13 protein-coding genes are annotated in these 13979 nt (G+C 68.9%); 3 read left to right on the forward strand and 10 right to left on the reverse strand.

Annotation, left to right across the window (positions count from 1 at the left end):
• Positions 1-23: 23 nt before the first annotated feature.
• On the reverse strand, positions 24-446 hold the full coding sequence (locus VV02_RS20785; protein ID WP_052594675.1) for an organic hydroperoxide resistance protein: 423 nt from the start codon (positions 444-446) through the stop codon (positions 24-26).
• Between the two features lie 121 nt (positions 447-567).
• On the opposite strand from VV02_RS20785, the gene VV02_RS20790 reads away from it, so the two are divergent.
• Positions 568-1542, forward strand: coding sequence for a Gfo/Idh/MocA family protein (locus VV02_RS20790; protein ID WP_052594677.1), 975 nt, complete (start codon positions 568-570; stop codon positions 1540-1542).
• On the opposite strand, the gene VV02_RS20795 is transcribed toward VV02_RS20790, so the two are convergent.
• On the reverse strand, positions 1527-2681 hold the full coding sequence (locus VV02_RS20795) for a pyridoxal phosphate-dependent aminotransferase (RefSeq protein ID WP_052594680.1): 1155 nt from the start codon (positions 2679-2681) through the stop codon (positions 1527-1529). The genes VV02_RS20790 and VV02_RS20795 overlap by 16 nt on opposite strands.
• Positions 2678-3307 (reverse strand): TetR/AcrR family transcriptional regulator, encoded by a 630-nt coding sequence (locus VV02_RS20800; protein WP_052594682.1) that lies wholly within the window; start codon positions 3305-3307, stop codon positions 2678-2680. Before VV02_RS20800 ends, VV02_RS20795 begins: the two co-directional genes overlap by 4 nt.
• A gap of 96 nt (positions 3308-3403) precedes the next feature.
• On the opposite strand from VV02_RS20800, the gene VV02_RS20805 reads away from it, so the two are divergent.
• On the forward strand, positions 3404-3958 hold the full coding sequence (locus VV02_RS20805; protein WP_052594685.1) for an NADPH-dependent FMN reductase: 555 nt from the start codon (positions 3404-3406) through the stop codon (positions 3956-3958).
• Positions 3959-3966: 8 nt separating this feature from the next.
• Here VV02_RS20805 and VV02_RS20810 read toward each other — a convergent pair whose 3' ends face one another.
• From VV02_RS20810 to rplM, 4 genes are all read right to left on the reverse strand, one after another.
• Positions 3967-5574, reverse strand: coding sequence for a GMC oxidoreductase (locus VV02_RS20810; protein WP_052594687.1), 1608 nt, complete (start codon positions 5572-5574; stop codon positions 3967-3969).
• 141 nt (positions 5575-5715) lie between these two features.
• Positions 5716-7074 (reverse strand): phosphoglucosamine mutase, encoded by a 1359-nt coding sequence (gene glmM, locus VV02_RS20815; RefSeq protein ID WP_052594690.1) that lies wholly within the window; start codon positions 7072-7074, stop codon positions 5716-5718.
• Between the two features lie 179 nt (positions 7075-7253).
• Positions 7254-7766 (reverse strand): 30S ribosomal protein S9, encoded by a 513-nt coding sequence (gene rpsI / locus VV02_RS20820; RefSeq protein ID WP_083450331.1) that lies wholly within the window; start codon positions 7764-7766, stop codon positions 7254-7256.
• Between the two features lie 30 nt (positions 7767-7796).
• A complete protein-coding gene (gene rplM / locus VV02_RS20825) occupies positions 7797-8246 on the reverse strand; it encodes a 50S ribosomal protein L13 (protein ID WP_052594697.1) in 450 nt (149 codons plus the stop codon).
• Between the two features lie 200 nt (positions 8247-8446).
• Between rplM and VV02_RS20830 the strand changes: the two genes are divergently transcribed.
• Positions 8447-9025 carry a winged helix-turn-helix domain-containing protein gene (locus VV02_RS20830; RefSeq protein WP_052594699.1) on the forward strand — a complete coding sequence of 193 codons (579 nt, stop codon included), beginning with the start codon at positions 8447-8449 and terminating at the stop codon, positions 9023-9025.
• Here the strand turns inward: VV02_RS20830 and VV02_RS20835 are convergent.
• From VV02_RS20835 to VV02_RS20845, 3 genes are all read right to left on the reverse strand, one after another.
• Positions 9022-11175: an acyltransferase family protein gene (locus tag VV02_RS20835; protein ID WP_052594702.1), complete on the reverse strand. Its 2154-nt coding sequence runs from the start codon at positions 11173-11175 to the stop codon at positions 9022-9024. The genes VV02_RS20830 and VV02_RS20835 overlap by 4 nt on opposite strands.
• Before the next feature lie 124 nt (positions 11176-11299).
• Positions 11300-12202 (reverse strand): transglutaminase-like domain-containing protein, encoded by a 903-nt coding sequence (locus VV02_RS20840; RefSeq protein WP_052594707.1) that lies wholly within the window; start codon positions 12200-12202, stop codon positions 11300-11302.
• 32 nt (positions 12203-12234) lie between these two features.
• Positions 12235-13926: an ABC-F family ATP-binding cassette domain-containing protein gene (locus VV02_RS20845; protein WP_052594709.1), complete on the reverse strand. Its 1692-nt coding sequence runs from the start codon at positions 13924-13926 to the stop codon at positions 12235-12237.
• Between the last annotated feature and the right edge of the window lie 53 nt (positions 13927-13979).

Below are 13979 nucleotides of genomic sequence, written 5' to 3' on the forward strand. Positions count from 1 at the left end.
TCCAGGGCCCTCGATGAGATGGATCAGGCGGTGCCGAGCGTCACCGTGATGTTGTCGCGGGTGGCCTTGGAGTAGGGGCAGAACTGGTGCGCCTTCTCGACCAGCTCCTGCGCCTTGGCCGGGTCGACTCCGGGGACGGTGGCCTTGAGGTCGACGGCGAGACCGAAGCCCGACTCGGTCTTGCCGAACGTCACATCGGCGGTGACGGTGGACTCGCTGGTGTCCAGACCCTCCGCCTTCGCCACGGCGTTGAGTGCGCCGGAGAAGCACGCTGCATAGCCCGCGGCGAACAGCGTCTCGGGGTTGGCCTTGGGGTTGCTGACGCTGCCAGGCTTGCCCAGCGGGAGGTCCACCACACCGTCAGCGCTCTTGACGTTGCCCTCACGGCCGCCCTTGGCGGTGGCAGCGGTGGTGTAGAGAACCTCGGTGACTTCCTCGAACGGCATGCTGTGATCCCTTCTGGATGGCGGGTCGAACCGGTCGTCAGTCTCAACGCATCCCCGCCGACAAACATGCCCCACGTCAGGCGCCGCATCGGGTCGATCGACCCGCTCCTACGCTGACCGCATGACTGAACGACTGCGGCTGGGCATCATCGGGCTCGGAGCCATGGGTGCCGAGCTGCTCAGCGCAGGGCAGGACCATCCGGACGTCGTCATCACGCGAGCCGCCGACCCCTCGGCGGCCGCGGTCGAGAGCGCACGGGCGGTCGACCCGTCGGTGGCCCTCGGCCAGGATCCGGCGCAGGTCATCAAGGACGACACCCTGGACGCGGTCTACGTCGCCAGCCCGCCTGCCACCCACGCGGCGTACGTCGTCGATGCCATGCGGGCGGGTCGACACGTGTTCTGCGAGAAGCCTCTGGCCGTCTCGCAGACGGATGCTGACGCGATGCTCGCGGCCGAGCGTGACAGCGGACTGGTCGGCGCCGTGAACTTCTCGCTGTCCGACCGGGCGGCCGTGCTCGAGGTCGAGCGCGCGCTCCTCGCGGGCGAGGTCGGCGACGTGCTCGGGGTCCAGATCGACCTCAGGTTCCCCGAGTGGCCACGCGCCTTTCAGCAGGACGCACGGTGGGTGGCCGGCCGCGCCGAGGGCGGCTTCCTGCGCGAGGTGTTCTCGCACTTCGCCTATCTCACGCAGCGCCTGCTCGGCCCCATCACGATCGAGGAAGCCACCACCAGCTATCCGGCCGACGGAGGCGAGACCTCAGCATTCGCAAGGCTTTCCGCTCAACAGGCCGACCGATCCGTGCCGATCACGTTGAGCGGATTGGTCGGCAGCTCAGCGCCGGAGACGTACGACTGGACGCTGCTCGGCGAGCAGCGGTCGTACCGCCTGTCCGACTGGAGTCGCCTCGAGGCGTCCGAGCGCACCGAACCCGGCTGGCGCCCGGTCGAGCTCGCGGGCGAGAACGGCTCCGAGCGCACCCGCCTGTCGGCCTTCGCAGCGGCGACTCGCGGCGAACGCAGTCCGAGTCTGGCATCGTTCGCCGACGCCTACGGCGTGCAGCAGCTCGTGGAGGCCCTTCACTCCGACGTGTAGTCGACCAGCCGATCCATCGCCTCGGCGACCTCGGCCGTCGAACCGGCGAAGCTGAGCCGCATGAACCGGTGTCCATCGACGATGTCGAAATCCACGCCCGGAGTGATCGCGACCCCAGTCCGGCTGAGGACCTCGCGGCACCAGGCCGTGGAGTCGTCGGTCAGGTGCCCGATGTCGCACCAGGCGTAGAACGCCCCGTCGGGCGGCGCGTACGACGTCACACCCAGCTGCGGGAGCCGCTGGACCAGCAGCTCGCGGCTCTCGGCGTAGCGGTGCACGTGCCCGTCCAGCTCAGTGCGCGCCTCGGGCGTGAAGCAGGCGAGCGCCGCGTGCTGGGCCACCGCCGGCGGGCAGATCGACAGATTGCCCGACAGCAGCTCGACGGGCCGCGCCAGGGACTCCGGCAGCAGCATCCAGCCGAGCCGCCAACCGGTCATCGAGTAGTACTTGCTGACCGAGCCGACCACCACGCTGGACGTCGAGGTCTGCCACGCGCTCGAGCACGGGCGACCGTAGGAGACCCCGTGATAGATCTCATCGCTCACCAGGAGCGCACCGCGCTGGTCGCACCAGCGTGCGATCGCCGCCAGCTCAGTCTCGTCGATGATCGTGCCGGTCGGGTTGGCCGGACTGGCGATGATGACGCCGTCCGGGGTCTCGGGCAGCGCGTCGAGCATCGCCACCGTCGGCTGGTATCGCGTGTCGGCTCCGCACTCCAGCTCATGTACGCGAATCCCGAGCGCCTGCAACGTGTTTCGGTACGCCGGGTAGCCGGGTCGCGTCATCACCACCAGGTCGCCGGGGTCGAACGCTGCGAGGAACAGCGCGGTGAACCCGCCCGACGAACCGGTCGTCACGCAGACCTGGTCGGGACGGACAGCGACGCCGTAGGTCGACTGATGATGCTCGGCGATCGCCTCTCGCAGCGGCAGGATGCCGGTGGTCTCGGTGTAGCCAAGCGTGTGGCTCGACATCGCGTCACGCGCGGCGTCGAGCACAGCCTGGGGTGCCGGCGTGGAGGGCTGACCGGCGCACATCAGGATGACGTCGCCGTGCGTACGCGCCCGCTCGGCCCCTGCCTTCAGCACCTCCATCACGTGGAAGGGCTCGACCTGCCCACGCTCGGACGGCGTTCTCATGCAGGGGCACCGACGACGCGGCGGACGAGGTCCTGCCAGGCCGCGGAGATCCGTGCGAGGGACATGCCCTGACGGTTGAGCTGCAGGTCGACCAGCGACGGGTCCAGCGGGGCGAGCAGCGCACTGGCCAGCAGCTCGGTGTCCCCGCCGAGGTCGAGCTCGTCGAGCAGCAGGCGGACGTGGCGCAGCGCGAGCACGACCGCCGGGACCTCCAGACGGTCGGCGACGTCCTCGCCGATGGCCCGCATGACCGGACCCTGCGTCATCATCAGCGCCAGCCGGGCGTCACCGAAGGCCAGCAGCCGGTCCAGCGGCGGCGCACCCGGGCCCAGCGGCGGCGGTCCCGAGATGAACTGCGCCTGGAACTCCCGCTCGGTGTGGTCCATCAGCGCCGCCATCAGGCCGGCCCGGTTGCCGAACCGGCGGAACACCGTCCCCTTGCCCACACCGGCCGACTCGGCGACGGCGTCCATCGTGAGGCCCTCAGCCCCGCGCGAGGCGACGATGCGCTCGGCGGCGTCCAGGACCCGCTCCGCGTTGCGCTGCGCGTCCCGGCGCGGCGGCCCGGTCGGTGACGACCCTGCGAGCGCGAGCAGCGGCGTACGCCGTTCGCCGTCCTGTGGCACGTGTCACATCCCCTCGCATCACCCCGAAGGAACAAAACGGACTACAGTCCGTTTGTACCTGGAGTACGAACCATTCCTCTGGAAAGGCACCCTCTCATGACCGTCGTCCTCGCCCTCGTCGGCAGCCTCCGCGCCGACTCCACGAACCGCAAGATCGCCGAGCTCGCGCAGCAGATCGCCCCTGAGGGCACCGAGGTCCGCATCGCCGAAGGCCTGGGCGACGTCCCGTTCTACAACGAGGACCTCGACGGCGAGCAGGCTCCCGCCTCCGCCGTGCACCTGCGTGAGCAGGTCGCTGCCGCGGACGCCCTGCTGCTGGTCACCCCGGAGTACAACGGTGGTCTCCCCGCCGTCCTGAAGAACGCCATCGACTGGGCTTCTCGCCCCTACGGTCAGGGCTCCATCACCGGCAAGCCCGTCGCCGCGCTGGGTGCTGCCATCGGCAGGTTCGGTGGCGTCTGGGCGCACGAGGACTCGCTGAAGTCGGTTCGCATCGCCGGTGGCGCCGCCCACGAGGCGCCGGCCGGATCGTTCAAGTCCACCGAGTGGACCGGCTCGGGCCACCCTCAGGAGCAGGCCGAGGTCGTCGAGGCCGTCACCGCGACGTTGGCCAAGCTGGTCGACGAGGCCAACCAGTCCGTCGCCGCCTGAGCGCGGCGTCAGGCGAAGCGCTTCGCCGCGAGTAGCCGGTCGATGTTGCGCTCCGCGAGCGCCGTGATCGTCACGAACGGGTTGACCCCGATCTTGGCCGGGATGAGTGACCCGTCCATGACGAACACGCCTGGTGCGCCTTTGAGCTCACCCGACAGGTCGGTCGCCTCGCCGAGCACAGCGCCCCCGAGCGGGTGGTAGGAGAAGTAGTCCGCGAACGCCTTGCCACCCTCGAACAAGTCGTGGCGGTAGCACGTGCCGTTGGCCCTGTTGATCTTGTCCATGACGGCCTTGGCGGCCGCGACACCGGGCGCTGCCTTGGCGCTGTCCCAGTCGAGCGTCAGCGACGCCGATGAGGAGTCCCAGCCGAACGTGCCGAAGTTCGGATTGTTAGTCACCGCAAGGTAGTTCGACGTAAAGGTCTCGATACCCAGAGGCAGCGGAGCGATCTCGGCGAACACCGACCCGGGTCCGTCGTCCCACGCGTTGACCCCCATGGCCGGCATGCACGACTGCGAGAAGCCGGTCGGGGTCAGACCGAGGTAGCGCGCCACCATCAGGTTGCCGTTCGGACCCCACTGCTGGCCCACGGCAGGCGACAGACCGGACAACGTGCCGAGGGCCTGAGCCCGCTGCAGCAGCCGCGCTGTCCCGACGCTGCCTGCTGCCAGGACGACCCGGTCGTACACCGCCGTCCGCGTCGACACCACGTCGCCGTCGAAGTTGATGGTCCGCAACGACAACCGGTAGGAGCCGTCGGAGCGGCGAGCCAGATCGGTGACCTCGGTCATCACGATCGGCGTGATGCGACCGGTAGCCAGTGCGGCCTTCAGGTACGTCTTCGTCAGGTCCTGCTTGCCGTGGTTGTTGCCGTAGAGGATCTCTTGGTCCAGGCCCGACTTCGGCACCTCTCCCGCTGCCTCCTGCGCCATGTACGACCAGTCGTAGACGCTCGGGACCTGAGTCGTGGTGAAGCCTGCGCGAGCGGCCTGCTCCCTCGCGACCTTCGTGAAGCCGTACCACTTGGAGTCCAGCATCTGCTGGGTCGGCGGCGCGACGTGCAGAGCAGAGTTCGCCCGCGGGAAGTAGGTGGCGTACATCTCCTCGGCGTCGACCTGCGGCAGCACCTGCTCGAAGAACGAGCGCCGCGGCGTGACCGCCATCGCCCCGTTGACCAGCGAGCCGCCACCCAGACCGTGACCGACGTAGACCTTCATGTGGGCGAACCGCTCGATGCCGAGGGCACCCGCGCCCTTCTTGATCGGCATCGAGGTGGGGATCCCGAGGATCGTGCTGAACGGCACCTCGGTGTGATCCTGGAACCACATCGAACGAGCGCTCGGTGCGGTCATCTTGGTGAAGACGCTGCCGTTGACCGGAGCCGCGCGCTCCCAGTCCATGCCCATCTCGATGAGGTCGGCGGAGTAGCCGGCCTCGGCGAGCCGGCGAGCGGCAACCGCCCCGCCGTAGCCCGAACCGATGATGGCGATACGTCGGCCCGAGGGCTGCGCCACGCGTACGGACGACTGGGCGGCGCGAGCCGGTCCGGTGGCGAGGACAGCAGCGGCGGTGCCGGCCGCGGCGCCGAGGACAGAGCGGCGGGTGATGGTGGACATGGGGCCTCCCGAGCAACGTGGTCCGAGCACCGGGCTACGTCCCGGCAACCACATCGTTCACACCAGCCCCAACACCCGCCAGAGCCGTCTCGCGCCACGCAGTACGACGCTCCGGTTGGCCCCTCGGGATGGATCGTTCTGCTATCGGCCTTCGGGCAGCGCGAGCTCTGCGCGCACGATGGAGGCCAGATGCTGCGCCACGGCGTGCGCCCGGTCGGCCGTGTCTGCCTCGACCATGACGCGGACGAGTGGCTCGGTGCCGGACTTGCGCAGCAGCACCCGGCCGGTGCCGGCCAGGTCCGTCTGGGCGGCGCGTACGGCGTCCTGCACCCGGGCATGGGTGTCGACGGCGTGCTTGTCGACACCGTCGACGTTGATCATGGTCTGGGGCAGCCGGGTCATGACCGCGGCCAGGTCTGCGAGGGGTTTGCCCGTGGCCGCCACCCGTGCCGCCAGCACCAAGCCGGTGAGTACGCCGTCGCCGGTCGTGCCGTGGTCGAGCAGGATCACGTGGCCGGACTGCTCGCCACCGAGCGAGTAGCCGCCGACGCGCATGCCCTCGAGGACGTAGCGGTCACCGACCGCGGTCTGCTGGACCACGATCCCCTCACGCTCCATCGCGTGAATCATCCCGAGGTTGCTCATCACCGTGGCCACCAGCGTGTCCTGCGCCAGCACCCCGCGGTCCTTGAGGTCGAGTGCGAGGACGGCCATGATCTGGTCGCCGTCAACGACCTGACCGGCTGCGTCCACCGCCAGGCAGCGGTCTGCGTCACCGTCGAACGCGACACCGAGATCGGCCTTCTGCGTGAGGACGGCCTCCTGCAGCTTTTCGAGGTGGGTGGATCCACAGCCGTCGTTGATGTTGAGGCCGTCCGGCGATGCGCCGATCACGGTCACCTGGGCACCCGCGGCCCGGAAGACATCCGGGCCGACGTAGCTCGCCGCGCCGTGCGCGGCGTCGAGGACGATGTGCAAGTCGTCGAGGCGGTGCGGCAGGGCACCGAGAAGGTGCTCGGCATAGTGCTTGCCGCCGTCGGCATAGGCCAAGATCCGGCCGACACGGTCGCCGGTCGGACGGTCCCACTCCTCGCGGAGCCGTTGCTCGATGGCGTCCTCGACCGCGTCCGGCAGCTTGTGCCCACCGCGGGAGAAGAACTTGATGCCGTTGTCCGGCATCGGGTTGTGCGATGCCGAGAGCATGACCCCGAGGTCAGCCCCGGTGTAAGCGGTCAGGAAGGCGATGGCCGGAGTCGGCAGCACGCCGGCATCCCAGACGTCGACACCCGCGGACGCCAGACCGGCGATCGTCGCAGCAGACAGGAACTCACCGGACGCGCGCGGATCTCGCCCGACCACGGCCTTCGGCCGGTGACCCCGGAACGCGCCCTGCTCCGCCAGGACGTGCGCCGCAGCCACCGCCAGATCAACGGCCAGCTCTGCTGTCACATCGACGTTCGCGACGCCGCGTACGCCGTCTGTACCGAACAACTGCCCCATAGGCCTAGCTCCTTCTCTCGCGCACCCTCATCCGTCCGGCCTCGGTGGCCCGACCGGCCGGCATCGTCAGCGACGAGATCTGCTCACGATGTACAAACACCCCGAGCACCTTTGCACGTGGCAGAGGTGCTCGGGGTGGACGCGTTCAACTCAGCAGTGGACCAACGTCCGTTGAACGATCAGCGCTTGCTGTACTGCGGCGCCTTGCGCGCCTTCTTGAGACCAGCCTTCTTGCGCTCCGGGACGCGAGCGTCACGGGTCAGGAAGCCGGCCTTCTTGAGGGTGTCGCGGTTGAGCTCGGGGTCCACGTCGTTCAGCGAACGCGCGACGCCCAGGCGGACGGCACCGGCCTGGCCGGAGGGGCCACCGCCGTGCACTCGCACGAGCACGTCGTACGCGCCGTCGAGCTCAAGCACCTTGAGAGGCTCGTTGACGATCTGCTGGTGCACCTTGTTGGGGAAGTACTCCTCCAGGGTGCGGCCGTTGATCTTCCACTCACCGGCACCGGGAACGATGCGCACACGGGCGATGGCCTGCTTGCGGCGGCCGGTGCCGGCGCTGGGAGCGGATGCGCTCGGACGGCGCACCTCCTCGCCCTCAGCGGGGGTGTCGGTGCTCTCGCTGGTGTACTCGGTCAGCTGGGGCTCCTCGGTCTCGAGGGCCTCGGTCTGGGTCTGGTCAGCCACGGTCATCCTTTTATGTCTCTCTGGTCCCGCCGCGGCTTACTGCGCGACCTGGTCGATGGTGAACGGCTTCGGCTGCTGCGCGGCGTGCGGGTGCGTAGGGCCGGCGTACACCTTGAGCTTGCTCAGCTGCTCGCGGCCGAGAGTGTTGCGCGGCAGCATGCCGCGGATCGCCTTCTCCACGGCGCGGGCCGGGTCCTTGGCCATGAGCTCGGTGTAGGAGGTCGCCTTGAGGCCGCCCGGGAAACCCGAGTGACGGTAGGCGATCTTCTTCTGGAGCTTGGCGCCGGTCAGGGCGACCTTGTCCGCGTTGATGATGATGACGAAGTCACCGGTGTCGGTGTGGGGGGCGAAGGTCGTCTTGTGCTTGCCCCGCAGCAGGATGGCGGTCTGGCTGGCCAGACGACCGAGAACGACGTCGGTGGCGTCAATGACGTGCCAGACACGGTCCTTCTGGACCTCTGCCGGCTTCGGTGTGAACGTACGCACAGTCGGAAACCTTCGTTTGGGTGGTCTTGTTCGCCGGATCTCGTGCAGATTGCGCGGACCGCAGCAGGAGTCAAGGTTACCGGCGCCCCGCTGGACCGGCCAAATCCGGCAACTCCCCTTGTCCCCCAAGGGATGTCGTACGCCGGAGCTCCCCTTGGCGACCATTGTGCACCTTCTCTGTGCACAACTATTGTGCACGCATGAGCACTCCCGCCGACCGCCCTGCGCTCCATGTGCTGGCCCATCCCCTGCGCTCGCGACTGCTCGGGCAGCTGCGCGTCCACGGACCGGCGACCGCCACCGAGCTCGCCGCCGCGCTCGGTACCCACACCGGCGCCACGAGCTATCACCTGCGCCGTCTCGACGAGGTCGGGCTGGTGACCGACACCGGCACCGGGGTGGGCAAGCGGCGGGTGTGGGCGGCCGTGGAGGACGCCGCCGCGCACGACGCCGCCGAGCCCGACCTGCCACTGGACGCTGATGACCAGGCGGCCGCGGACTGGCTCGCCCGCGACTACATCCAGCACTTCGCCGAGCGCGCCGACGCCTGGGTCGAGACGCGCGGCGACTGGCCGACGACGTGGCGACAGCACTGCGGGCTCAACGACCACGCCGTCCTGGTGACCACTGAGCAGCTCACCGCGCTCACCGCGGAGCTGACCGAGGTGCTCGATCGCTATCGGCGAGCGGGGGCCGGTACGCCCGGCGCGCGGCGCGTGTCGGCGTACACCTGCCTGTTGCCGGTCGACGACGCACCTCGTCCCGCAGGTGACGGCTAGAAGCCCAGCTTCTTCGCCAGGATCGGCCGCAGCACATCGATGTAGGTCTGCGTCAGATGGTTGCTGTCGCGGTAGGCGACGATGTTGCCGATCACGATGGGGCACGTCGTGTCGTCGCAGAGGTAGGGCACCATGTCGGCGAAGTGGGCGCCGACCTTGGCGGTCTCGGTGGCCCACATCTCGTTACGGCTCGCGATGGTCGAGTGCATGCCCGCGACGCAGCTCGCCCGCGTCGCCGTCCGGCTGCCGAGGCAGCGACCGGAGTACTTCACCAGGCTGGTGTTGTCGCTCATCACATCGATGCGCTTCGTGTGCGCGCCCAGGGCGCTCAGCGTGCGCTGGATCCCGCGCTGGAACGCGACGTCAGCCTCGGCGGGCTCCAGGTAGGTCTTCGAGCCCGGGTCGTTCATCTGGGTGACGTACGCACCCGCGAGGATCACGCGCTCCGGCTTGATGCGCGCGATCTGCTGCATGGCCCACGTGTTGTGGGCGGCGCACTCGTCGTACGGCGAACCGTTGCGGAACGGGAGCGTGTCGACCAGGGGGACGCACGAACCCTTCTCGATGAGGATGACTTTCAGGTGGGCCTGCTTGGCGAAGTCGCTGATCGCGCCCATCCACTGGCCGGCGTGCGAATCGCCCCACACCACAATCGTGCGCGATGACGTGATGTCGCCGTAGGCGCACAGCGTGTGGGTGACCTGGGGCTCGGTCAACGCAGCGCAGCTGCTCGTTGGCTCCCAGAAGTCGTCGAACACAGCGGTCAGCTGGGGCTGGAACGTCTTGGGCAGCGGAGCTCCGTCCCTGGCCTGCTGCGCTGCGGTCAGCACGTCCTTGCGCAGGGCCGAAGGGCTCACGGTGGCCGCCGGTCCGGAGCCTGTCGTGGCACCCACGGCAACGGTCTGGACGTACAGGGTCTGGGTCCCCAGCGCTGTGACCAGGACAGCGACCACCGCAGCCGGCCACAGCATCAGTCCGCGCCTGCGGCGCCGTGCGATGAACGACCACGAGCGGACCGGCGACTCGATGAACCGATAGCTCAGCCACGCCATCACGATCGAGGCGAGCATCAGCCCGATCCGACCGACGAGGCTGATCGGGTGCCCGCGGAGCACAACGGGGATGACGAGCATGGGCCAGTGCCACAGGTAGAGCGAGTAGGAGATGTCACCGATGAAGCGCATCGGTCGGAGACCCAGGACCGTACGCGCGCCCCAGGCCGGGCCGTCGATGCCGCCGGCCAGGATGAGCGCTGCCCCCATCACCGGGAGCAGCGCCTGATAGCCGGGAAAGGGCGCATCTGCGGTGTAGGTCGCGCACGCCACGACGACGGCCGCCAGGCCGAGCCAGGACGCGAGTCCTTTGACGGGAGAAGGGACTTGGCGGAGCTGCTCGATGAGCACCGCGACGGCCGCGCCGATGCCGAGCTCGTAGCCACGGGTGAACGTCGAGTAGTAGGCGATCTGCGGGCTGACCGCAGTGGCGTGCACCGACCATGCGAGCGAGATCGCCGAGATGACGAGCGCGACCACCGCGCAGGCCAGCAGGAACGACCGTCGGCTCGCACGGCTGCGACCTCGCCGTCGGTTGACCACCCAGGCGACCGAGCCGATCACCAACGGCCACGCGAGGTAGAACTGCTCCTCGACGGCCAGCGACCAGAAGTGCTGCACCGGCGAGACGAAGGTGTCGGTCGAGAAGTAGCCCGAGCCCTCCTGCGCCAGGTTGATGTTCTGAGCGAAGAAGGTCGTCCAGCGGACATCGGTCAGGATCAGCGACAGGTCGCCCGAGGTGTAGGTGAAGGCTGAGACCACGATGACGCTGAGGAGTACGACGGCGGCAGCGGGAAGGATGCGTTGCGCCCGCCGCGCATAGAAGCCGGCGATCGAGATCGATCCGGTGCGCTCCACCTCGCGCGTGATGATCCCGGTGATCAGGAAGCCGGAGATGACGAAGAAGACGTCGACGCCGACATAGCCGCCGGCCACGGACGTGATGCCGGCGTGGCTGAGCATGACCGCAAGGACGCCGATCGCGCGCATGCCCTGGATGTCGGGCCGCCGACCCTCCTGCGTGCTGGCGCGCGTGGCGCGCAGGGCCGAGCGGGTGAGGAGCTGTTGGGGCTCCCGGACATCGGTCGTCACACCCACCGGACTCCCCCTGATCCCCAAGATGCACATGAGGAGGCGCTGCCCGCACCGTCAGGAGTAGGAGCCCCTCACTCATGACGACGGGCTGGCTGGGGCAAAAGGTTGAGTCGTGCGGTGCTGTGGGTCAGCCCGGCTGCGGACGCAGGGTGACCTTCGCGTGGGTGCCGTCGGGGCCGAACTGCTCGACGGTCGCGCCCGGGTGCAGCCTTGCGTCCTGCCGGTAGAGCGTGAGCAGGTCCTGCTCGGCAGCGAGGTCGCCGCTGTCCGCCTCGACGAGCAGCTGGGCCACCTGGTCGATCAGCTCGACGTCCGCGCCGGCATCGCCGTCCGGACCCTGCATGGCACCCCAGCCGTCCCACAGCAGCAGCTCGTCACCGAAGCGGTGGGCCACCTCGTAGATGACCTCGTCGCGCACGAAGGCCGGGCCGCAGACCCCTGACACGCCTTCCACGCCGTAGTTGCTGACGTCGGCGCCGGCACGATAGGAGCGCCACGCCTCGGCTGCCGTCTCGAACGGCGAGCCCGGCCCGGCCGGGATCTCGAGCGGGGTCGGCAGCGCCGCGCTCGGCATCTCGATCTCGGGGTCGAAACGGAACCACTCGCTCCCGTTCCACGCCTCCACGATGACGTGGTCGCCTTGCCAGCCGGCGCTGAAGTAGTGGGCGAAGCCCAACCGAGTGCGCGCCGGAATTCCCTTGTGCCGCAACACACTGACGCAGAACAGGCTGTGGTCACGACAGCACCCCTGCAGCCGCTCCTCGGGCTCCCGCTCCTCGTGCAGCGGCGCTCCGTGGCGACGCTGATCGGTCGCGAGCTGGTCGCTCAGCCAGCGCAGGTTGATGTCTCCGGCGCTCGCGATCGGCAGGACCCGGTCAGCGGATCGGTAGTGGACGATCAGGTTGCGCGCGACGTGCGACAGGTGCGCAGCATCGGTCGGCAGCGGGTCGAGCAGGTGCGCCCACTCCCCCGGGTCGCTGTACGCCGTCTGGGCCGCGTGGTCGATGACGCCGGGTCTCGAAGAGCTCACCCGCACATCCTGCCTGGATTTGCCCGTGCGTGTCAGCGGGCGCGCTGGACGCGACCCTCGTCCCACACGGGCTCGTCCGACTCGTAGACCTTGCCGTCCGCGCCGAACACCAGGAACCGGTCGAATCCCCTTGCAAACCAACGGTCGTGGGTCACCGCGACCACCGTTCCGTCAAACGCCTCGAGGCCGTCCTCGAGCGCCTCGGCCGAGTGCAGGTCGAGGTTGTCGGTCGGCTCGTCGAGCAGCAGCAGCGTCGCACCGCTCAGCTCCAGCAGCAGGATCTGAAAGCGCGCCTGCTGCCCGCCGGACAACGACCCGAAGGTCTGCTCCGACGCCCGCGCCAGCTCGTAACGGTCCAGCGCCTTGGCCGCCTGCTCGCGCGCCATCCCGTCACGGTGCTCATCCCCGCGGTGCAGGATCTCCAGCAACGTCCGCTTCAGGAGCGCCGGGTGCTGATGAGTCTGCGCGAACCATCCGGGCCGCACGCGCGATCCCAGTCGCGCAATTCCGTTGTGTACGACCGGTGCTGGCTGCACATCGCCCACCGGCTGATGCTCCGGCTCAGGGTCCGAGCCGCCAGCCGCGAGCAGACGTAGGAAGTGGCTCTTGCCCGAGCCGTTCGAGCCGAGCACGGCCACCCGTTCGCCGTACCAGATCTCCAGGTCGAACGGCTTCATCAGCCCGGTGAGCTCGAGGCCGGTGCTGATGATCGCCCGCTTGGCCGTACGACCTCCCTTGAGCCGCATCTTGACGTTCTGCTCGAACGGGGTCGACTCGGGCGGCCCCTCGTCCTCGAAGCGCCGCAGGCGAGTCTGAGCCGCCTGGTAGCGCGCCGCCATGTCCGAGTTGTACGCCGCCTTCACCTTGTACATCAGGACCAGCGCCTTGAGCTTGGCGTGCTCCTCGTCCCAACGACGACGCAGCTCCTCGAGCTTGGCGTTCCGCTCGGCCCGCGCCTCGTGATAGGTCGAGAAGCGCCCGGGGTGCACCCACGCGATGCTGCCCGCAGCGGTCGGTTCGAGGGTCGCGATCCGCGTCGCCGACTGGTCCAGCAGCTCGCGGTCGTGACTGACCAGAAGCACCGTCTTGGGCGACTCCTGCAGCTGCTTCTCCAGCCAGCGCTTGGTCGGCACATCGAGGTAGTTGTCCGGCTCGTCGAGCAGCAGGACCTCTTCCGGCCCGCGCAGCAGCGCCTCCAGGACGAGACGCTTCTGCTCACCACCGGAGAGTGTGTTGACGTCGCGCCACTGGGTCTTGTCGTACGACGTGCCCAGCGCCGCGACCGTGCAGACGTCCCACAACGTCTCCCACTCGTACCCGTCGACGTCCGCCCAGTCCGCCAGAGCTTGCGCGTACGCCATCTGGGACGGCTCGTCGTCGCGCTCCATGATCGCGTGCTCGGTGTCATCAATCGCCTTGGCCGCCTTGCGAATTGGCGCCGGCGCAACGCTCACCAGCAGGTCGCGTACGGTGACCTGCTCGCCCTCGCGGCCCACCTTGCCGACGAACTGCGACATGACGCCGAGGCCACCACTACGGGTGATCGCACCCTCGTGCGCGTCGATCTCGCCGGCGATGATCCGCAGCAGCGTGGTCTTGCCGGTGCCGTTCGGTCCGACCAGCGCGACCTTGGCGCCCTCGCCGACCCGCAGGCTGACATCACCCAGGAGCGGCCTGCCGTCCGGCAGGGAGTAGCTGATGCTGTTGACGTCGACGTGGCCCACAACGGTCGAGTCTGACTCAGCGAGAGCGGCCCGTCACCTCGTTATGCGCTCGG

The organism is Luteipulveratus mongoliensis (genome assembly GCF_001190945.1).
GTDB lineage: Bacteria > Actinomycetota > Actinomycetes > Actinomycetales > Dermatophilaceae > Luteipulveratus > Luteipulveratus mongoliensis.